The organism is Halomonas bluephagenesis (assembly GCF_054790765.1).
Genome location: NZ_CP133631.1, coordinates 2,810,212 through 2,831,298 on the forward strand (window position 1 = coordinate 2,810,212; position 21,087 = coordinate 2,831,298).

Here is a 21,087-nt window from a genome sequence, read left to right on the forward strand (position 1 = left end):
CAAGGTTTTTTAAGGATTGGCGGGTTCTGGATGATTGCGCTACACGCAGGCAAATCGCTATGCTGAGCGACCTTTTCTTGAAGCGGTGAATGCGGGAAATACCCTATTTTGAGTGGGTAGCAAGACATCAAAAAAAAGAAAAACCCGCAACGATAACATGAAAACACTGCTAAATAAATACGCTGACTAGAGGCACGCCCATGAATAAAGGTCTTCACCAGCCTGGCGAGTTTCGCGATAACTGTGGCTTTGGCCTTATTGCCCATATGGAAGGGCAGGCCAGCCACGACTTGCTGAAAACGGCTATTGAATCACTTACCTGCATGACCCATCGCGGCGGTATTGCGGCAGACGGCAAAACCGGTGACGGTTGCGGCTTGCTGCTGAAAATGCCGGTGCAATTCATGCGCGCCGCCGCGAAGCAGGCGCTTGATGCGGAGCTTGGCGAGCGCTTTGCTGTAGGCGTCATCTTTTTGCCAGATGACGATGCACGTGCCGCTCATGCTAAAGAAACCCTTGAGCGCGAACTAAGCAGCCGAGGCTTAGAGGTATTGGGTTGGCGCGAAGTCCCCACCGACTCAAGCGTATGTGGCCCAATGGCGCTGGACTGTCTACCGCGAATTGAGCAGCTGTTTGTCCAGCCAGGTAGTAGTGGAACAGTTAGTAGTGGAAATTTAAGCAGTGATCGCTTCGATGTCGACCTGTTTATGGCGCGCCGCTATGCAGAGCAAGCGCTACGCAGCGACGAAGACTTTTATGTTGCTTCGCTCTCATCAGAAGTCGTTTCCTATAAAGGCCTAGTCATGCCGGAAGACTTGCCGGCGTTCTACAAAGACCTGAATGACCCGAGCCTGGAAACCGCCATTTGCGTGTTCCACCAACGTTTCTCTACTAACACTGCACCGCGCTGGCCGCTGCCCCAGCCATTCCGCCTGCTAGCTCATAATGGCGAAATCAATACGATTGAAGCCAACCGCGGCTGGGCGAACTCTCGTAAAGCCAACTTTGTTAACGAGCGTCTGCCTGATATTGCTGAGCTTGACGAAATCGTCAATACCACCGGTTCTGACTCCTCAAGCATGGATAACATGCTGGAAGTGCTGCTGACCGGTGGTATGGAGCTGCATCGTGCTGTCCGCATGATGGTGCCGCCTGCCTGGCAGAACGTTGAGACCATGGACGCCGAGCTGCGCGCGTTCTACGAATACAACTCCATGCACATGGAGCCTTGGGATGGCCCGGCTGGAGTGGTAATGACCGACGGTCGCCAAGCCGTTTGTATGCTAGATCGCAACGGCCTTCGCCCAGCGCGCTGGGTGATTACCAAAAATGGCTACATTACGCTAGCATCTGAGATTGGCACTTATGGTTACCGTCCTGAGGACGTAGTTGCTAAAGGTCGCGTTGGTCCAGGTCAAATGCTGGCAGTAGACACGCAGACCGGTGAAGTGCTGCACACCCAGGATATCGATAACCGTCTGAAGTCAGCTTACCCCTACAAGCGCTGGCTCAAGCAAGAGGCTAATTACCTAGAGTCGGCGCTGACTGAGCTTGCGCGTTTCCAGACAATGGACACTGACGCACTGAATGTTCAGCAGAAAATGTTCCAGGTGAGTTTTGAAGAGCGTGATCAGGTGCTGCGTCCGCTGGCAGAAAGTGGCCAGGAAGCGGTTGGCTCGATGGGTGATGATACTCCCATGGCCGTGCTGTCTAGCCGTCCGCGTCTGCTGACCGACTTCTTCCGCCAAAAGTTTGCCCAGGTGACCAATCCCCCGATCGACCCTCTTCGTGAAGCGATCGTGATGTCGCTTGAGACTTGCTGTGGCGCTGAGCTAAATGTCTTTAAGGCGACGCCTGAACATGCCCACCGTTTGATTCTGACAACTCCGGTGCTGTCGCCACGTAAGTTCACTGCGCTGGTCAGTCAGGATGATCCTGCCTTTGCTAGTCACACGCTGTCACTCGGGTACGACCCGGAGCACACCAGTCTGCAGCGGGCAGTCACCTTACTTTGCCAAGAAGCCGAAGCGCAGGTAAAAGCGGGCAAGGTGATTTTGGTGTTGACCGACGCTGACCTTCCCAAAGGGCAGTTGCCTATCCAGGCTGCTTTGGCGGTAGGGGCCGTTCACTCCCACCTTGGCCATTTGGCGCTACGTCCTAACGCCAATATTGTGGTGGAAACTGGCTAAGCAAGGGATGCCCACCAAATGGCGGTACTGTTTGGCGTCGGCGCGACGGCTGTGTATCCATGGCTTGCTTACCAAGTGATGGCAGACATGCATCGCACCGGTGAGCTAACAGGCAACCCTGCCGATGCCCGAGAGAACTACCGTAAAGGCCTACAGAAAGGGTTGTTCAAAATTCTTTCGAAGATGGGTATCTCAACGTTGGCTTCATACCGCGGCTCTATGTTGTTTGAAGCGGTGGGGCTATCGGATGAGATCATGGATACCTGCTTTGTGGGCATGGCATCGCGTATTCAGGGCGCCGGTTTTGCAGAGCTACAAATGCAGCAAGAGCTACTGGCGAAGGATGCCTGGATTGCCCGCAAAGGTATTTCTCAAGGCGGTATGCTGAAGTATGTTCATGGCTACGAATATCACGCCTACAACCCAGATGTAGTGAAGTCCCTGCAGGCGGCGGTACAAGAAGGCAGCTACGCAAAGTGGAAAAAGTTTGCTCAGCTGGTCAACGAGCGCCCGGTTGCCACTATTCGCGACCTACTTAAGCTTAAACCAGCTGAAACGCCCATTCCGTTAGAGGATGTTGAGCCGGTTGAAGCGCTGATCCCGCGCTTTGATAGCGCCGGTATGTCGCTGGGTGCACTTTCGCCGGAGGCCCATGAAGCGTTGGCCCAGGCGATGAATGAAGCGGGTGGCCGCTCTAACTCGGGCGAGGGCGGTGAAGATCCCGCTCGCTATGGCACCATTCGTAGTTCAAAAATTAAGCAGATCGCTTCTGGCCGCTTCGGCGTTACCCCGGCCTATTTGGTCAATGCCGACGTGTTGCAGATCAAGGTTGCTCAGGGTGCGAAGCCTGGTGAAGGTGGTCAGCTCCCTGGTGGCAAGGTTAACCAGCTGATTGCTCGGCTGCGTTACTCGGTGCCCGGTGTAACGCTGATTTCGCCGCCTCCACACCACGATATCTACTCGATTGAAGATTTGGCGCAGCTGATTTTCGACCTCAAGCAAGTCAATCCAGATGCCCAGGTTTCCGTGAAGTTGGTCTCTGAGCCAGGTATTGGCACTATTGCTACCGGTGTGGCGAAAGCCTATGCGGATCTGATCACCGTTTCTGGTTACGACGGTGGCACCGCGGCCAGCCCATTGACCTCTATCAAGCACGCGGGCTCGCCTTGGGAGCTTGGGCTGCCTGAGGTCCATCAGGCACTGCGCATTAACGGCCTGCGAGACAAGATTCGTCTGCAAACAGACGGTGGTCTTAAAACGGGGCTCGACGTGGTTAAAGCGGCAATCCTCGGGGCTGAGAGCTTTGGTTTTGGCACCGCACCCATGGTGGCGCTGGGCTGTAAGTATCTGCGTATTTGTCACTTGAACAACTGCGCAACTGGCGTGGCAACGCAGGATGACTTCCTGCGTGGCGAGCACTTCCGCGGCACTGTCGATATGGTGAAAAACTACTTCCGCTTTATTGCTGAAGAAGTTCGTGAACTGATGGCTATGCTGGGGGTGCGCCAGTTAACCGACTTGATTGGCCGTACTGACCTACTTGAAGTGTTGGAAGGCAATACTGCCGCCCAGCGTAAGTTGGATTTAACCCCACTGCTGTCGAATGACTTCGTGCCCGCTGATGCGCCCCAGTTCTGCAATGTGAGCCGTAATGTGCCCCACGACCCAGGTGCTAAAAACCAGGAAGTGCTGGCCGCGTTGAAAGAGGCCATTGAAAACCAGTCTGGGGGTGAGTTTGATTTCACCATTACCAACTGTGACCGCAGCGTAGGTGCGTTAACCTCTGGTGCCATTGCCAAGCGCTACGGCGAAGATGGCTTAGAAGCAGCGCCGGTCACTGCCCGCTTTGTCGGGGTAGCGGGACAAAGTTTCGGTGTTTGGAATGCCCGTGGCTTAAACCTCTATCTCGAAGGCGATGCCAACGACTACGTGGGCAAAGGCATGAACGGCGGGAGCATTGTGATTGTGCCACCTAAGGTTAGCCAGTTTGAAAGTCACAAAACCGCCATTATCGGTAACACCTGTCTGTACGGTGCGACAGGCGGCACGCTGTTTGCCGCAGGTACCGCGGGTGAGCGCTTTGCAGTGCGTAACTCCGGGGCTACTGCTGTTATTGAAGGCGCAGGTGACCACTGTTGTGAATACATGACCGGGGGCTTGGTCTGCGTATTGGGTGAAACCGGCGTTAACTTTGGCGCGGGCATGACCGGTGGTTTTGCCTATGTATTGGATGAAGACCGTACCTTTGTGGACAAGTACAACCACGAGCTGGTCGAGATCCACCGGGTCAATACTGAAGCGATGGAAGCATATCGTCGTCACCTGCGTGAAATGATCGAAGCCTATGTTGCGGCAACAGGCTCTGCTCGAGGCGCGGCGATTCTGGAAGACTTCGGCGACTACGCGCGCCACTTCTGGCTAGTGAAGCCAAAAGCGGCAAGCTTGGGCAGTTTGCTGAATCAATCTCGGCGTCAGCCGGAATAACCCGCCAGAGCCTACGCTTCGAGGAGAGATATCATGGCTAACCGCTTAAATAACGATTTCCAGTTTGTTGATGTGGGTCGTAAAGACCCACAGAAAAAAGCCGCACACACACGGTCAAAAGAGTTCGCTGAAATTTACGAGCCCTTTAAGCCCACCGATGCGGCGAGTCAGGCGCACCGTTGCCTGCACTGCGGCAATCCGTACTGCGAGTGGAAGTGCCCGGTACATAACTATATTCCCAACTGGCTTCAACTGGTGGTGGAAGGCAATATTATTGAAGCAGCCGAGCTTTCACACAAAACCAATTCTCTGCCGGAAGTGTGTGGCCGCGTATGCCCGCAAGATCGTTTGTGTGAAGGCGACTGTACGCTGAACGACGGCTTTGGCGCGGTTACCATTGGGTCGGTAGAGAAGTACATTACCGACACTGCGTTTGCGATGGGCTGGCGTCCAGATATGTCTAAGGTGGAGTGGACCGATAAGAAGGTCGCCATCGTGGGCGCTGGGCCGGCGGGTCTGGGGTGCGCTGATATCCTGGCACGCAACGGCGTCAAGCCGGTGGTGTTCGATAAATACCCTGAGATTGGCGGTTTGCTAACCTTCGGTATTCCAGAATTTAAACTGGAAAAGAACGTGATGGAGCGTCGGCGCGCCGTCTTTGAAGAGATGGGCGTCGAGTTTCGTCTGAATACCGAAATTGGTACCGACATCGAATTCGACACGCTGCTGCAGGAATACGATGCTGTTTTCCTAGGCATGGGCACCTATAAGTACATGGAAGGCGGCTTCCCCGGCGAAGATTTGCCTGGCGTTTATAAGGCGCTCGATTTCTTAATCGCCAACGTTAATCGTCGCTTAGGCTTTGAAAAAGATCCTAACGACTTTATCTCGATGGAAGGTAAGCGTGTGGTGGTGCTTGGTGGTGGTGATACGGCAATGGACTGTAACCGCACCTCGATCCGTCAGCGCGCCGACAGCGTGATCTGCGCTTATCGTCGTGATGAAGAGAATATGCCGGGCTCCCGTCGTGAAGTCGCCAATGCGAGGGAAGAGGGCGTTGAGTTTCTGTTCACCCGCCAGCCGGTTGCAGTGGTGGGTGAGGAACAGGTCGAAGGAGTGAAGGTTGTGCGCACCCGTTTGGGTGAGCCCGATGAAAATGGCCGTCGACGTCCTGAAGTGGTGCCTGGGTCTGAAGAGATTATTGCCGCCGACGCAGTCGTAGTAGCGTTTGGTTTCCAGGCAAGCCCTGCGCCGTGGTTCGATAGCGCCAATATCCAGGTCGATGAGCGTGATCGCGTAAAAGCGCCAGAGCATGGCCAATACGCCTACCAAACCAGCAATGCGAAAATTTTTGCCGGTGGCGATATGGTGCGTGGCTCTGACTTAGTAGTTACCGCGATTTACGAAGGCCGCCAAGCTGCTGAGGGGATTTTGGATTACCTAGGCGTTTAGTTTTGATAGTGAGGGGCGTCTTCCCCCCTCTGCCACCTGCAGTTCAAATTGAGCCTTTAGGCGTACTCTGCTATTCTGTCATCCCATCCTGGTGTGGCTTTCTGTTACGCCTTTTGATCACGTTTCGACAGGTTTTCCATGACACGATATATCTTCGTGACCGGCGGCGTTGTGTCCTCTCTTGGCAAGGGCATCGCGTCGGCCTCGCTGGCGGCGATTCTAGAGGCCCGCGGCCTTAAGGTCACCATGCTCAAGCTCGACCCCTACATCAACGTGGACCCGGGCACCATGAGTCCTTTCCAGCACGGCGAGGTGTTCGTCACCGAAGATGGCGCCGAGACGGACTTGGACTTAGGGCACTATGAGCGCTTTATTCGCACCAAAATGACCCAAGGGAACAATTTCACGACGGGGCGCGTGTACGAGAATGTACTGCGCAAAGAACGCCGAGGTGATTACCTGGGCGGTACCGTTCAGGTAATCCCTCATATTACCGATGAAATCAAACAGCGCGTCTATGCGGGCGGTGAAGGCTTTGATGTGGCGCTGGTGGAAATCGGCGGCACGGTAGGCGATATCGAATCGCTGCCGTTCCTGGAGTCGATTCGCCAGATCCGCAGCGAGCTGGGCGCTAGCCGAGCGATTTACATGCACCTCACGCTGGTGCCGTATATCAAGACGGCAGGCGAGACTAAGACCAAGCCGACTCAGCACAGCGTCAAAGAGCTACGCTCGATTGGTATCCAGCCGGATATTTTGATTTGCCGTAGCGAAGTAGAGCTTGAAGAGAGCGAGCGCCGCAAAATCGCCCTGTTCACTAACGTGGAAGAGCGTGCCGTCGTACCGTTACAGGATGCCGATACTATTTATCGCATCCCGTTGATGCTTCATGAGCACGGCCTGGACGACATCGTTTGCGATAAGCTGCGCTTGGAAGCAGAGCCTGCCGATCTTTCGGAGTGGGTCAAGGTGCTGGATTCCAAGTTGAATCCGCTGAAGTCGGTGAGCATTGCCATGGTGGGTAAGTACATGGAACTGCTGGATGCCTACAAGTCGCTCAACGAAGCGCTTATTCACGCAGGCATTCAAGGTCGTATTAAGGTGAATGTCGACTATATCGACTCCGAAGATATCGAGCACCATGGCACCGAGCGGTTAGCTGGCAAAGATGCCATCTTAGTACCTGGCGGCTTCGGCGAGCGCGGCGTGGAAGGCAAAATTCTTACTGCTCAGTTTGCTCGTGAGAACAACATCCCCTACTTGGGTATTTGCTTGGGCATGCAGGTGGCGGTTATCGAGTTTGCCCGCAACGTAGCTGGCTGGAAAGACGCTAACTCTACCGAATTTACTCATGATACCCAGCACCCCGTGGTGGGCTTGATTACCGAGTGGATTAACGCTGAAGGAAAGATCGAGCTGCGCGACGCCGCGTCTGATTTAGGTGGCACCATGCGTCTAGGCGGTCAGGTCTGTCACTTGAAATCCGGTAGCAAAGCTCGCGAAGCCTACGGTGCTGATGAGATTGTCGAGCGTCACCGCCACCGCTTTGAAGTCAATAACCAGTTTATTGATGAGCTAGAGCAGGCAGGTTTGGTTGTCTCAGGCAAGAGTGTCGATCAATCCTTGGTAGAAGTAGTCGAGCTGGCTGACCACCCTTGGTACGTGGCGTGTCAATTCCACCCGGAGTTTACGTCGACACCGCGTGACGGGCATCCGCTGTTCTCCGGATTTGTTAATGCCGCTTTAGAGCATAAAACGGCACGTACGCGCGCCCATACAACGACTCAGGAATAAGGGAGAGCGAATACCATGTCTTCGGCTTCTCAATCACCATTTCCAGAGCGTCATATTAACGTTGCCGGCCTAACCGCCGGCAATTCTTTGCCGCTAATGTTATTTGGCGGCATGAATGTGCTGGAGTCGGCGGAGCTTGCTGATGAAGTGGCACAGGCCTACGTTAATGTAACGCAAAAGCTCGGGATGCCTTATGTGTTTAAGGCAAGCTTTGATAAAGCAAACCGTAGCTCGATCCACTCCTATCGCGGGCCTGGGCTAGAAAAAGGCTTGCAGATTCTAGCGGATATTAAAGCGCGCTATGGCGTGCCTATCATTACCGACGTTCACGAGCCCTGGCAGGCAGAACCTGTAGCTGAAGTCGCCGATATTATTCAGCTACCAGCGTTTCTTGCCCGTCAGACCGACCTAGTGGTAGCGATGGCTAACACCGGCGCTGCGATTAATATCAAAAAACCGCAGTTTCTGGCGCCTCACGAAATGCGTCATATCCTCACCAAGTTTCAGGAGGCGGGTAACGACCGCCTGATGCTATGTGAGCGTGGCACCAGCTTCGGCTATAACAACCTTGTGGTGGATATGCTGGGTGTTGGCGATATGAAACAGACCGGTTATCCGGTGTTTTTCGACGTCACCCATGCTTTACAACGCCCAGGAGGCCGCGCGGACAGCGCCGATGGTCGTCGTGCCCAAGTGGCAGAGCTGGCTCGTGCGGGCGTCGCCGTTGGTTTAGCGGGGGTTTTCCTAGAAGCTCACCCCGATCCAGATAACGCTAAGTGTGATGGCCCCTGCGCACTGCCACTGGATCAATTAGAGCCATTTTTGACTCAGCTTTCGCAGTTAGACGCCTTGGTGAAGGGGTTTGAGCCTTTATCCATCCGTTAACCACGACGGCAAACATGGTATACATTGGACCCACAATCATCCATTAGACTGACAACCAAAAAGGACACTGTTATGACCAAAATTGTTGAAATCAGCGCACTAGAGGTGCTTGATTCCCGCGGTAATCCGACTGTTCAGGCCATGGTTCGCTTGGAAAGTGGCGCCGTAGGTGAAGCATGTGCGCCAAGCGGTGCTTCTACAGGCTCCCGCGAAGCGCTCGAGCTGCGCGATGGCGACAAGACACGCTACCTTGGCAAAGGCGTTTTAAAAGCCGTTGAGGCCGTGAATGGCAAAATCAGTGGTGCGTTGTTGGGAATGGATGCGCGTGATCAGCGTGGGCTGGACGACGCAATGCTGGCCCTGGATGGCACTGAAAATAAAGCTAATCTGGGCGCGAACGCCATTCTAGCGGTGTCGCTGGCTGCCGCTAAAGCTGCTGCCAACGCTAAAGGTGTGCCGCTGTATGCGCACATTGCCGAGCTTTATGGCCAGCCGGGCCAGTACAGCATGCCGGTGCCGATGATGAACATTCTTAACGGTGGCGAGCACGCTGATAATAACGTTGATATACAGGAATTCATGGTACAGCCAGTGGGTGCGGCTAATTTCCGTGAAGGCTTGCGCATGGGGGCGGAAATTTTTCATGCGCTAAAAAAAGTGCTGTCTGCTAAAGGTCTTTCTACATCCGTAGGTGATGAAGGTGGTTTTGCCCCTAACTTGGCATCTAACGCAGATGCTTTGGCGATCATTAAGCAGGCCGTTGCTGATGCCGGTTACGCATTGGGTAAAGACGTTACCTTGGCGCTTGATTGTGCTTCTTCTGAGTTCTACAAAGATGGCCAGTACAACCTGTCCGGTGAAGGCAAAAGCTACGATGCCGAAGGCTTTGCCGATTATCTGGCTGGCCTTTGTGCGGACTATCCGATCGTATCCATCGAAGATGGTATGGATGAATCTGATTGGGCGGGCTGGAAAGCACTGACTGACAAGCTGGGTGACAAAGTACAGCTGGTTGGCGATGATTTGTTTGTTACCAATACCAAGATTCTTAAACGTGGTATCGACGAGCAAATCGGTAATTCAATCCTGATCAAGTTCAACCAGATTGGTTCGCTGTCTGAAACGCTGGATGCGATCAAAATGGCCCAGGATGCAGGCTTCACGGCGGTGATTTCTCACCGTAGTGGCGAAACTGAAGATACTACTATTGCCGATTTGGCAGTGGGTACCTGTGCAGGCCAAATTAAGACAGGCTCCTTGTGCCGTTCCGACCGCGTAGCGAAATACAACCGTCTGCTTGTCATTGAAGCGGAATTGGGCGATGTGACTTACCCTGGCTTGAAAGCCATTAAAGGGCAGTAAGCGAAAAATGGGCGTCGGTGTGTAAGAGATATCTTAAAATTTTGTAAGAGATATCTTACAAATGCCGACGCTAACCGCTCAAATGGTTTTTTTGCTTAAGATTATGTTTTTGATTTTGTTGGATTTTTAGATGACAGGCGAGCCGCTGCGGCTCGCCTGTTGCCGTTTTGGCCTGCTTGAGTTGTGATGGCTTTCTGCCACAATGCAATCAGGACAGGGGAGGCAAGGATGCTTCAGGCAGGATGCAGCGGGATGCAGGCCAGATACGCCGGGTGACACAGTGATGTGAGCCCTGGCAAGGATCGTATCTGAGGAGTTTGACACATGGAGCGGTCAGAGGAAGTGCTTGGAGCGGGCGGCCTACGGGCCGCCTTTTTTTGTGCGCCCGATCCGTGGCGCACAAAAAAACCAGCGCGAACGCTGGTCTGAAAAGGCGTGGCTTATTGGATTAGCGTTCTAGCTTTTCCAGCTTGCCTGTTTTGCCGTCCCACTCTTCTGCATCGGGCAGCGGATCTTTTTTCTCGGCAATATTCGGCCATACGTCGGCTAATTCAGCGTTGATTTCTATAAACTGTTCTTGGCCATCCGGCAGCTCATCTTCAGAGAAGATCGCTTCTGCAGGGCACTCCGGTTCACACAGGGCGCAGTCAATACACTCGTCTGGGTGAATGACCAGGAAGTTGGGCCCTTCGTAGAAGCAGTCGACCGGACAGACTTCCACACAGTCGGTGTATTTGCACTGGATGCAGTTCTCGGTAACGACAAACGTCATCTTGCTATCCCTCTTGCGGGACCGGGTGCTTCCCGGTCGTGGTCAATAGTGAATGGTTATAAATCAGTCGTTTTTTATAAGCTAAAATAGTATGGGCGACATTCTAGTGGTGCCCTTACGTGGCGGCAAGCGCTCGGTCCATCTCATTACAGCAGTCCCCGCCATTGATACAGCAGTGCCAGTGCTTCGCGGGGTGTTAAATCGTCTACATCGGCCTTGCCTAGTGCTTCCACTACGGGGTGCGGTGCACTGGCAAACAAGTCGTTTTGTTGCGGTGCTGCGGAAATTCCGCTTGGGCGCTGCAGTTCATCCACGTCGCGCTGCTCCAGCGCCATCAGTTTTTCACGGGCTCTGCGTATCACATGGCTGGGAACACCTGCCAACTGGGCTACTTGTAAGCCATAGCTCTGGCTAGCAGGGCCAGACTCGATGCGGTGCATAAACACGATGCTGTCGCCGTGCTCGGTTGCTGTCAGGTGAATGTTTGCAACGCCCTCGGCCTGCTCCGGTAGCGCGGTCATTTCAAAATAGTGAGTGGCAAACAGAGTGAGTGCTTTGGCTTCGGCTAGGGATTCAGCACTTGCCCAGGCTAGCGAAAGGCCGTCAAAAGTACTGGTGCCACGGCCAATTTCGTCCATTAATACCAAGCTATGCTCGGTAGCGTTGTGCAAAATATTAGCGGTTTCGGTCATCTCGACCATAAACGTAGAGCGACCACCCGCTAGGTCATCTGACGAGCCAATACGAGTAAAAATACGATCTACAGGACCTATTTCAGCGCTGTCGGCAGGGACGAAGCTACCGCTATGAGCCAGCAGCGCGATGAGCGCGGTCTGGCGCATATAGGTCGATTTACCACCCATATTGGGACCGGTGATAATCAACATGTGCTGATCAGGTGTTAGCGTGACATCGTTGGGTACAAACGGTGTGTCGCTAACGTGTTCGACGACGGGGTGTCGTCCAGCAGAGATTCTAAGGCCGGTGGCATCGCTAAGCTGGGGCCTTACCCAATTGAGTGCTTCTGCGCGCTCGGCAAAGGCGCAGAGTACATCAAGTTCCGCCAACGCCCGCGATGTGTTTTGCAGCGCGTGAAGCGCCGCGTTGAGTTCGCCCATCAGGCGCTCGTAGAGCCACTTTTCACGAGTGAGGGCTCTGGACTTGGCCGAGAGTGCTTTGTCTTCGAACTCTTTTAGCTCTGGAATGATAAAGCGTTCAGCATTTTTTAGCGTTTGTCGGCGGATATAGTCCGCGGGCGCTTGCTGAGCTTGAGAGCGAGGTAATTCAATAAATTAGCCATGAACCCGGTTATAACCGACTTTCAAATTGGCGAGACCAGTGCGTTCGCGCTCGCGAAGCTCCAACTGCACTAGATAATCACCGGCATTTTCAGCCATGCCGCGGTGTTCATCTAGCTCGGTGTCAAAACCGTTTGCAATCACGCCACCATCGCGAATCACCACCGGCGGGTTCTCAACTAGCGCGCGGGTTAAGGTATCTGCTATCTCTGGGTAGGGGCGAATGTGAGGTTTAAGTCCGTCTAGGGCGCTACCGTTATCAATTTCGCTTAGCAGTTGCTCAAGTGCCGGTAGTGTTACCAAGGCGTCGCGCAGGCGTGCCAAGTCTCTGGGGCGGGCGCTATATAGCGCGACGCGGGCCAAAATACGCTCGACGTCGCCTACATCACTCAATGTATCGCGTAGCGGGAGGTAGGCCGCTTCAATAGAGAGCAGCGCCACGCCAGCGTGACGATCTTCTACGACGTCACGCTGGCGCAGCGGGCGGTTAAGCCAGCGCTTTAATAATCGCGAACCCATAGCGGTGGTGCAGGTGTCTAGCACACTGGCCAGCGTGTTATCGCTGCTACCGCCCAAATTAATATCAATTTCCAGATTGCGCCGACTGGCCGCGTCAATCACCACGGCATCGTCGCGGTTTTCGACGCTAATGGCCGTTACGTGGGGCAGGCGTGAGCGCTGGGTGTCTCGGGCGTAATCGATCAGCACCCCCGCAGCGATAAGTGCGGTGGTTAAGTGTGCGCACCCAAAGCCGCGTAAATCCTGGACTTCAAACTGATCGCACAAGCTACGAGTGGCGCTATCTAAGTCAACCAGCCACTCTCCTTGGCGCCGCAGACTGCGCTTTTGCGACCATGCATCGGGCAGGGTCAAACTTTCGGGTACTAACAGTTCGGCAGGCGACAGGCGGGTTAGCTCTGCCTGCATCTCGGCTTCACTTTCTACTTCCAAGACATTGAAGCGCCCACTGGAAAGCTCCAGCCACGCAAGGCCCCAGCCGTCTTTGCTAGGCGCCACGGCGACCAATACGTTATCGCGGCGTGCATCCAGAAGGGCTTCATCGTGAAGCGTGCCAGGGGTGACAATGCGCACTACTTGACGGTCAACAGGACCTTTACTGGTAGCGGGGTCGCCTATCTGTTCACAAATGGCGACCGATTCACCAGCGCTTACCAGTCGGGCTAAATAGCCTTCAGCGCTATGGTAGGGCACGCCTGCCATAGGAATGGGTTTACCACCTGACTGGCCGCGCTGGGTAAGGGTGATATCCAGCAGCATTGCAGCGCGCTTGGCATCATCGAAAAATAGCTCGTAAAAATCCCCCATCCGGTAAAACAGAAGTACCTCAGGGTGATCGCGTTTGATCTTAAGATATTGCGCCATCATTGGCGTGTGAGCGGGGCTGGCCTGTGACATGGGCGTCCTGGTTGAGCGTTGCGCAAGCAGTCTCAGCTTGCGGCATGTTCTTGGGCAGTTGCTTTAAGCGATTTCTATGAGCAATTTCTTTGGGCAATTTCTTTGAGAAAGCTAAACGCTGTATTCTACGCTGAACTAAGGTCTCACATGAAGGAGTCACCATGGCACCTAGCGTTTCAAGCCTGAAGAATCTTGACCTATCGCTGCTTGCTCAGCGGCTAGGAAGGCTGTGCCAACAGCTTGGGGTTGAAGTTTCCACGGCAGAGTCCTGCACGGGAGGCGGTATTGCCAGCGCAATTACCTCTGTGGCGGGAAGTTCAGCGTATTTTACGGCGGGCTATGTGACCTACTCCAATGCCGCTAAAACACGGATGCTGGATGTCCCCGAGGCGATTCTCGAAGCCCATGGCGCAGTCAGCGAGCAGGTAGTTAATGCAATGGTTAAAGGTGCTTGCTTAACAAGTGGTGCTAGCTTAGCCGTTGCAGTGAGTGGGGTGGCAGGCCCAGATGGAGGCAGTCAAGAGAAACCTGTTGGTACCGTATGGCTTTCTTGGGGTAATGCAGAAAGCCAGCAGGCAGCGTGCTTCCAATTTTACGGCGACCGGCAGGCGGTGCGCGAACAAGCCGTGCGTGAAGCGTTGGCTGGGTTGGTGGCACGATTGATGGCTCAGGCAAAAGACAGTGAAAAGAAATAAACATTAAATATAGTGCTGAGGATTTGTTTAGCCGCTAATCTTTGGCATACTACTGGCTAATTATACAGTTTGTAACGAGGAATTTCTGCATGGCTCAGGATGACAACCGCACCAAAGCGCTAAATGCTGCACTTAGCCAGATTGATCGCCAGTTTGGTAAAGGGACCGTTATGCGCCTTGGCGATGCACCGCGCGTGATAATGCCGTCTGTCTCCACCGGTTCATTGGGGCTTGATATTGCGCTAGGTATCGGCGGGCTGCCGTTTGGACGCGTATGCGAAATTTATGGCCCAGAATCATCAGGTAAAACGACCCTGACCCTATCAGTGATTGCGCAGGCGCAAAAACAGGGCAAGGTATGTGCGTTCGTCGATGCAGAACACGCCCTGGATCCAAGCTATGCAGAAAAACTTGGTGTTAATCTAGACGACCTGCTGGTGTCTCAGCCTGATACTGGCGAACAGGCGCTGGAAATTACCGATATGCTGGTGCGTTCCGGCGGTGTAGACGTGATCGTGATCGACTCCGTGGCTGCATTAACACCGCGTGCTGAAATCGAAGGTGAAATGGGCGACTCTCACGTTGGCCTTCAAGCGCGTTTAATGTCTCAAGCATTGCGTAAAATTACCGGTAATATTAAAAACGCCAACTGTTTAGTGGTGTTTATCAACCAGATTCGTATGAAGATCGGCGTGATGTTCGGTAGCCCTGAAACTACGACCGGCGGTAACGCGCTGAAATTCTACGCCAGTGTGCGTCTGGATATTCGCCGTACAGGCTCCGTAAAATCGGGTGATGAGGTCACGGGTAACGAAACTCGCGTGAAGGTAGTTAAAAACAAGGTGGCGCCGCCATTTCGTCAGGCCGAGTTCCAAATCCTCTACGGTAAGGGTATCTACCATGCGGGCGAGGTTATTGACTTGGGCGTGCAGTGCAGCTTGGTAGACAAAGCGGGCGCGTGGTACAGCTACAAAGGCAAAAAAATTGGTCAGGGTAAAGCGAATGCTGCGCAGTATTTAGAAGAGCATCCTGAGACCATGGAAGAGATTGAAGCGCAAATACGAGCGCAGCTACTTGCTCCGCCGGATGCGAAAAAAGAAGAAGCGCCTGTGGCTGATGTTGAAGCCGAGAGCGATGATGATTTGCTATAAGCTGCTTTGTGATACTGTTCTTTAAACCGTTGAGAGAACGCTATGTTTTCTTCCGGTGGTGAGTTAACACCGCGTGAAGTTGCGATTCAACTGCTGTCTCGGCGCGAGTACTCTCGCGCCGAGCTAGCGCGCAAGTTGCAGCAAAAATCTTTTCAGCCTAATGAGATTGCTGCTTGTCTGGACACTCTGGAAGAGCAGAATTTACAGTCCGATGAACGTTTTGCCGAAAGCTTTATACGTTCGCGGGTTTTTCGTGGGCAAGGGGTTATTCGCATTAAAGGTGAGCTGCGCCAGCGCGGCGTAGATCAAGAAACGTCAACGACGGCTTTTGCCACAGTAGAAGAGCACGAAGCCGTAGACTGGTTTGAGCTAGCTCGCGATACCTTGGCTCGGCGCTTTTCCTCGCCAGGTGATACGCCCAAAGAGCGTGCTAAACGCGAGCGTTTTCTCGCCACGCGTGGCTTTAATTTTGAGCAAATCCGCTACGCGTTGTCTTGCTTGTAATTCCCCCTATGTAAGCCTTTTCTGGTTGTTTTTTCGCCGTCTGTTTTAGTTCTGCCACTAACTGCGGCTTTAGTCGTTTGACAACTGCGTTATAATGCTCCCTTTGCGACCCCAGCGGGTGGCGGCGACAGCGCCCTGGGGCATCATGCTTTCTTGTCACGGATACCCTATGAAAAGCGCAGAGATCAGACAGGCCTTTTTATCTTTTTTTGAAAAGCAGGGGCATACTATTGTGCCCACCAGCTCTCTAGTGCCGGGTAATGACCCGACGCTGCTCTTCACCAATGCAGGCATGGTGCCCTTCAAAGACGTTTTCCTTGGCCGCGATCCGCGCCCCTATGTGCGCGCCACATCAGCCCAGCGTTGCGTGCGTGCTGGCGGTAAGCACAATGATCTAGATAATGTCGGCTATACCGCGCGTCACCATACGTTCTTTGAAATGCTGGGTAACTTTAGTTTTGGCGACTATTTTAAGCGTGAGGCCATTCGCTTTGCCTGGACGTTTTTGACAGAAACGTTGGGCCTGCCCAAAGAGAAGCTCTGGGTAACGGTGCATATCAGTGACGACGAAGCAGAGCGCATCTGGAAAGACGATATCGGCATTGACCCTGAGCGTTTTTCAAAGCTTGATGAAGATAACTTCTGGCAAATGGGAGACACCGGTCCTTGTGGCCCCAGCTCTGAAATCTTTTTTGATCATGGTCCTGAAGTATGGGGTGGCCCGCCTGGCAGCCCTGAAGAAGATGGCGATCGCTACATCGAAATCTGGAACCTCGTGTTCATGCAGTTCGACCGCGATGCTTCTGGAACATTGAATCCGCTGCCCAAGCCTTCCATTGATACGGGAATGGGCTTGGAGCGGGTGGCTGCCGTTATGCAGGGCGTTCACTCCAACTACGAGATTGATCTGTTCCAAAACCTGCTGAAAGCTGCTGCCGAAGCGACTGGCCATGGGGATACCACTACGCCGTCGCTACGCGTGATTGCCGACCATATCCGCTCTTGCGCTTTTTTGATTGCGGACGGCGTATTGCCCTCTAACGAAGGGCGTGGCTATGTGTTGCGTCGAATTATTCGCCGAGCGATCCGTCATGGGCACAAACTTGGCGCTTCGGAGCCGTTTTTCCACAAGCTGGTTGCGGCGCTGGATGCCGAAATGGGCGATGCCTACCCTGAGCTGCGTGAAGCGAGCGAACAAATTGCCCGCGTGCTGCTTAAGGAAGAAGAGCAGTTTGCGCGCACGCTGGATCACGGTATGGGTCTGCTGAATGCGGCGCTTGAAGAGCTTCAGGGTGATGTGCTGCCTGGCGAGACTGTCTTCAAGCTCTACGATACCTACGGTTTTCCCTTCGATCTGACCGCAGATGTTTGCCGCGAGCGCGAAGTTACATTGGACGAAGCTGGTTTTCAGCGTGAGTTAGAAGCGCAACGTGAGCGTGCTCGGGCGGCCAGCCAGTTTGGCGCGGATTACAGCGCTGCTATCAACCTGGAGGGTGAAACCCAGTTTACAGGTTACGAGCATCTGGCCGATCAGGCGACGGTAACGGCTATCGTGGATAGTGAAGGCAATGCCTTAGCTGCCTTGGAAGCTGGTCAGAAAGGCACCGTTGTGCTGGATCGTACGCCATTCTACGGTGAGTCGGGCGGCCAGGTGGGCGACACCGGCTACTTATACGTTGATGGCGCTCGCTTCCAGGTAACCGACACGCAGAAACAGAGTGGTCACCACCTTCACCAAGGCATTATGGTAGATGGCGCGCTCAGCGTAGGCGCGAATGTCCGAGGCGAGGTGGATGCCAGCTTGCGTGGCGCAACCATCCGCAATCACTCAGCGACTCACTTGCTACATAAAGCATTGCGGATGGTGCTGGGTGATCACGTCCAGCAGAAAGGCTCTCTGGTCAATGCTGAGCGCCTGCGCTTTGATTTTAGCCACTTCGAGCCGATGACTGCTGAGCAGATAGCGGAAGTAGAACGGCTAGTAAATGAGCAGATCTTGGCGAATGCGCCGACTAAAACAGAGCAGATGAGTCTGGAGGAAGCGAAAGCCAAAGGAGCCGCCGCATTGTTTGAGGCAAAATATGCCGATAACGTACGGGTGCTGACTATTGGTGCTGATGACTTCTCTATTGAGCTTTGTGGCGGTACCCATGTTAGTCGCAGCGGCGATATTGGCTGCTGTCATGTGATTAGCGAAGTGGGTATTGCTTCCGGTGTGCGTCGTATTGAAGCGATTACGGGTGAAAACGCGCTGGCTTATTTCCGCGAGCAGGAAGCCCGTGTTCAGCGGTTAGGTGAGCGCCTGAAAACCAAACCCGAGTTGGTAGAAGCGCGGGTTGAATCGCTGGTTGAGCGCAATCGCTCTTTGGAAAAAGAGCTTGAACAACTGAAAGCGAAGCTGGCAAGCGCTGCGGGCAGCGATATGCTTAGCCAAGTGCAAGAAATTAACGGTGTCAATTTACTGGTCACTCAGCTTGAAGGCGTTTCCGGTAAAGATTTGCGCGGCGTACTTGATCAGTTGAAAAACAAGCTTGGTTCAGGTGTCATCCTGCTTGGGGCTGCGGATACTGCAGCAGGTAAAGTGAGCTTGATTGCCGGGGTTACCCAAGACTTAGTCGGCCGCGTAAAAGCTGGTGAACTAGTCAACCATGTCGCTTCACAGGTGGGCGGTAAAGGTGGTGGCCGCCCCGATATGGCACAAGCGGGAGGAAGTCAACCTGACGCTTTGCCAGCTGCATTAGACAGCGTGCCAGCTTGGTTGAAAAATACGCTTAGCTAAATACAAAGGCCGGTGGCACTATCTGTGCTACCGGCCTTTTTGTTAAATAGTAATAACAACGCTCATTCTCCATTCCCGAACCTATAGGAAAAAACGGCATATGGCATTATACGTACAGAAGTTCGGCGGCACCTCGGTGGGCTCTGTCGACCGTATCAAGGCCGTGGCGGAAAAGGTTAAAGGCTTTCGCGATCAAGGTCACCAAGTTGTAGTAGTGGTGTCAGCGATGAGCGGAGAGACCAACCGCCTGACCGATATGGCAAACGCGATCAATGATGACCCAGCACCGCGCGAAATGGACATGCTGCTCTCTACCGGTGAGCAGGTGACTATTTCGCTGTTGGCAATGGCGCTTCAGCAAATTGGTGTTTCAGCCACTTCCCACACAGGTGCCCAGGTCGGTATTCATACCGATAGCGCCTATACCAAAGCGCGTATTCAGCGCATTGAAACCGATGACCTGAAGTCTGACCTTGATGAAGGCAAAGTAGTTGTAGTGGCTGGGTTTCAGGGCGTTGATGAAGACGGCAATATTACAACGCTTGGGCGTGGTGGTTCAGATACGACGGGTGTTGCGCTTGCCGCAGCGCTTGGGGCCGATGAGTGCCAGATTTATACCGATGTTGATGGTGTTTACACCACTGATCCCCGAGTGTGTTCCAAGGCTCAGCGTCTTGAGAGCATTACCGTGGAAGAAATGCTTGAGCTCGCAAGCCTAGGCTCCAAAGTGCTACAGATTCGCGCCGTCGAATTTGCTGGTAAGTACAACGTACCACTTCGCGTGCTGTCGAGCTTTGAAGAAGGCCCCGGCACCCTAATTGTTGCAGAAGCAGACCAAGACGAGGACTCTATGGAAGAACCGCTAATCTCCGGTATCGCGTTTACCAAAAACGAAGCCAAGTTGACCCTGTTGAACACGCCTGATGTACCTGGTGTGGCATCGCGTATTCTTGGTCCAATTGCAGACGCCAATATCGAAGTCGATATGATTGTACAAAACGTGGCGCCTGCCGGTGATTACACCGACTTCACTTTTACCGTTGCTAAAGGTGATTACAAAGCGACCAAGAAGTTGCTTGAAGAGACGGTAATTCCGGATCTAGGCGGTGGTGAACTGCGTGGTGATGATAATATTGCCAAAGTATCACTTGTGGGTGTTGGTATGCGCTCTCACGCAGGTGTTGCCTCTAAAATGTTCCGTGTTTTGGCCGATGAGAACGTTAATATCCGTATGGTTTCCACGTCGGAAATTAAAATTTCTGTGGTTATTGATGAAAAGCATATGGAACTTGCGGTTAACGCCTTGCATAAAGCATTCGGTTTAGATAAGTCTGATATCGAATCTGAATAACAATTGCGCGCTAAACCTTCTACGCTGAAGAGTACTTGCTGCCGTGTGGTGGTGAGCTTTCTTTCAACGGGAGGTTAAGGTGTCATAGGGGCTTGAGCCATTGGTGACGGCGACACCGTGCCGCATAATAGCCTGGTGTCGCTTCTAGCGGACACATCCCGTTGTATAAAACGTCTGAGAAGGAGATCAGCCATGCTCATCTTAACCCGCCGTGTCGGCGAAACACTGATGATAGGTGATGAAATCACCGTCACGGTGTTAGGTGTGAAAGGTAATCAAGTACGTATTGGTGTTAATGCGCCGAAAGACGTCGCGGTTCACCGTGAAGAGATCTATCAGCGCATCCAGCGCGAACGTAATAGCGAAAGTGAGTCTGAGTAGTTGTACGCCTATATCACGCCCATTAAAGGGCGTTTAAGGGGTAAGAGAGCAGGTCGGCGCGAAAAAAATCGGCATAGGGCTGGACACCAGTCATCATAATCGGTAACATTCGCGCCGTGCTGTTGAGGAGAGGTGGCCGAGTGGCTGAAGGCGCTCCCCTGCTAAGGGAGTATAGGGTTTATAGCCCTATCGAGGGTTCGAATCCCTCTCTCTCCGCCAACTGCATAAAGCAACATCAATTTGGATAAGCGCCCGTAGCTCAGCTGGATAGAGTACCTGACTACGAATCAGGGGGTCGGAGGTTCGAATCCTCCCGGGCGCGCCAGCTTGAATTAAGAAGTTATTGATGTTACTATGTTTTTTATCACGCAAGTGATGTTAAAAACTGTTAAGCGCCCGTAGCTCAGCTGGATAGAGTACCTGACTACGAATCAGGGGGTCGGAGGTTCGAATCCTCCCGGGCGCGCCAAATTCGAAAAACCCGCTTTCTACTGAAAGCGGGTTTTTCTTCTTTCTAGCCTGACCACAGTGGCTCGCGCTTTGGTCTTGCGATCGTTTAAAGCGCCCCCGCGCA

The 21,087-nt window shown here is 53.4% G+C and carries 11 protein-coding genes, 3 tRNA genes and 2 pseudogenes; 14 read left to right on the forward strand and 2 right to left on the reverse strand.

Features of this window, described 5'->3' with window-relative positions:
* The first annotated feature begins 200 nt into the window (after positions 1 to 200).
* From gltB to eno, 5 genes and pseudogenes are all read left to right on the forward strand, one after another.
* Positions 201 to 4,673 (forward strand): annotated as a pseudogene (gene gltB / locus REH51_RS12650) (glutamate synthase large subunit).
* A 33-nt stretch (positions 4,674 to 4,706) separates the two neighbouring features.
* Positions 4,707 to 6,125: an FAD-dependent oxidoreductase gene (locus REH51_RS12655; protein ID WP_498935960.1), complete on the forward strand. Its 1,419-nt coding sequence runs from the start codon at positions 4,707 to 4,709 to the stop codon at positions 6,123 to 6,125.
* 138 nt (positions 6,126 to 6,263) lie between these two features.
* Positions 6,264 to 7,919, forward strand: coding sequence for a CTP synthase (pyrG, locus tag REH51_RS12660; protein WP_009722186.1), 1,656 nt, complete (start codon positions 6,264 to 6,266; stop codon positions 7,917 to 7,919).
* 15 nt (positions 7,920 to 7,934) lie between these two features.
* Positions 7,935 to 8,804: a 3-deoxy-8-phosphooctulonate synthase gene (gene kdsA / locus REH51_RS12665; RefSeq protein ID WP_009722187.1), complete on the forward strand. Its 870-nt coding sequence runs from the start codon at positions 7,935 to 7,937 to the stop codon at positions 8,802 to 8,804.
* 72 nt (positions 8,805 to 8,876) lie between these two features.
* Entirely contained in the window at positions 8,877 to 10,166 is a 1,290-nt protein-coding gene (gene eno / locus REH51_RS12670; RefSeq protein ID WP_009722188.1) for a phosphopyruvate hydratase, read from the forward strand.
* Between the two features lie 448 nt (positions 10,167 to 10,614).
* Here eno and fdxA read toward each other — a convergent pair whose 3' ends face one another.
* Together fdxA and mutS are read right to left on the reverse strand one after the other, a co-directional pair.
* Complete coding sequence (gene fdxA / locus REH51_RS12675; RefSeq protein WP_009722190.1) at positions 10,615 to 10,938, reverse strand: ferredoxin FdxA; 324 nt, start codon at positions 10,936 to 10,938, stop codon at positions 10,615 to 10,617.
* A gap of 146 nt (positions 10,939 to 11,084) precedes the next feature.
* Positions 11,085 to 13,652 (reverse strand): annotated as a pseudogene (mutS, locus tag REH51_RS12680) (DNA mismatch repair protein MutS).
* 161 nt (positions 13,653 to 13,813) lie between these two features.
* On the opposite strand from mutS, the gene REH51_RS12685 reads away from it, so the two are divergent.
* From REH51_RS12685 to REH51_RS12725, 9 genes are all read left to right on the forward strand, one after another.
* Positions 13,814 to 14,347, forward strand: coding sequence for a CinA family protein (locus REH51_RS12685; protein WP_009722192.1), 534 nt, complete (start codon positions 13,814 to 13,816; stop codon positions 14,345 to 14,347).
* 89 nt (positions 14,348 to 14,436) lie between these two features.
* Complete coding sequence (recA, locus tag REH51_RS12690; protein ID WP_009722193.1) at positions 14,437 to 15,498, forward strand: recombinase RecA; 1,062 nt, start codon at positions 14,437 to 14,439, stop codon at positions 15,496 to 15,498.
* 42 nt (positions 15,499 to 15,540) lie between these two features.
* Complete coding sequence (locus REH51_RS12695) at positions 15,541 to 16,002, forward strand: regulatory protein RecX (protein ID WP_009722194.1); 462 nt, start codon at positions 15,541 to 15,543, stop codon at positions 16,000 to 16,002.
* 169 nt (positions 16,003 to 16,171) lie between these two features.
* A complete protein-coding gene (alaS, locus tag REH51_RS12700; protein ID WP_009722195.1) occupies positions 16,172 to 18,781 on the forward strand; it encodes an alanine--tRNA ligase in 2,610 nt (869 codons plus the stop codon).
* A 100-nt stretch (positions 18,782 to 18,881) separates the two neighbouring features.
* Positions 18,882 to 20,132 (forward strand): aspartate kinase, encoded by a 1,251-nt coding sequence (locus REH51_RS12705; RefSeq protein WP_009722196.1) that lies wholly within the window; start codon positions 18,882 to 18,884, stop codon positions 20,130 to 20,132.
* Between the two features lie 192 nt (positions 20,133 to 20,324).
* The gene (gene csrA, locus REH51_RS12710) at positions 20,325 to 20,513 is read left to right on the forward strand and encodes a carbon storage regulator CsrA (protein ID WP_009722197.1); all 189 of its coding nucleotides are present in this window, start codon (positions 20,325 to 20,327) and stop codon (positions 20,511 to 20,513) included.
* Positions 20,514 to 20,639: 126 nt separating this feature from the next.
* Positions 20,640 to 20,732, forward strand: a tRNA-Ser gene (locus REH51_RS12715).
* 29 nt (positions 20,733 to 20,761) lie between these two features.
* Positions 20,762 to 20,838 (forward strand) — tRNA-Arg (locus REH51_RS12720).
* 67 nt (positions 20,839 to 20,905) lie between these two features.
* Positions 20,906 to 20,982: transfer RNA gene (locus tag REH51_RS12725), tRNA-Arg, on the forward strand.
* Positions 20,983 to 21,087: the final 105 nt, after the last annotated feature.

Coding starts and splice junctions, on each gene's coding strand:
- REH51_RS12655 (WP_498935960.1), top strand. CDS start 4,707: ATGGCTAACCGCTTAAATAACGATTTCCAGTTTGTTGATGTGGGTCGT.
- pyrG (WP_009722186.1), top strand. CDS start 6,264: ATGACACGATATATCTTCGTGACCGGCGGCGTTGTGTCCTCTCTTGGC.
- kdsA (WP_009722187.1), top strand. CDS start 7,935: ATGTCTTCGGCTTCTCAATCACCATTTCCAGAGCGTCATATTAACGTT.
- eno (WP_009722188.1), top strand. CDS start 8,877: ATGACCAAAATTGTTGAAATCAGCGCACTAGAGGTGCTTGATTCCCGC.
- fdxA (WP_009722190.1), bottom strand. CDS start 10,938: ATGACGTTTGTCGTTACCGAGAACTGCATCCAGTGCAAATACACCGAC.
- REH51_RS12685 (WP_009722192.1), top strand. CDS start 13,814: ATGGCACCTAGCGTTTCAAGCCTGAAGAATCTTGACCTATCGCTGCTT.
- recA (WP_009722193.1), top strand. CDS start 14,437: ATGGCTCAGGATGACAACCGCACCAAAGCGCTAAATGCTGCACTTAGC.
- REH51_RS12695 (WP_009722194.1), top strand. CDS start 15,541: ATGTTTTCTTCCGGTGGTGAGTTAACACCGCGTGAAGTTGCGATTCAA.
- alaS (WP_009722195.1), top strand. CDS start 16,172: ATGAAAAGCGCAGAGATCAGACAGGCCTTTTTATCTTTTTTTGAAAAG.
- REH51_RS12705 (WP_009722196.1), top strand. CDS start 18,882: ATGGCATTATACGTACAGAAGTTCGGCGGCACCTCGGTGGGCTCTGTC.
- csrA (WP_009722197.1), top strand. CDS start 20,325: ATGCTCATCTTAACCCGCCGTGTCGGCGAAACACTGATGATAGGTGAT.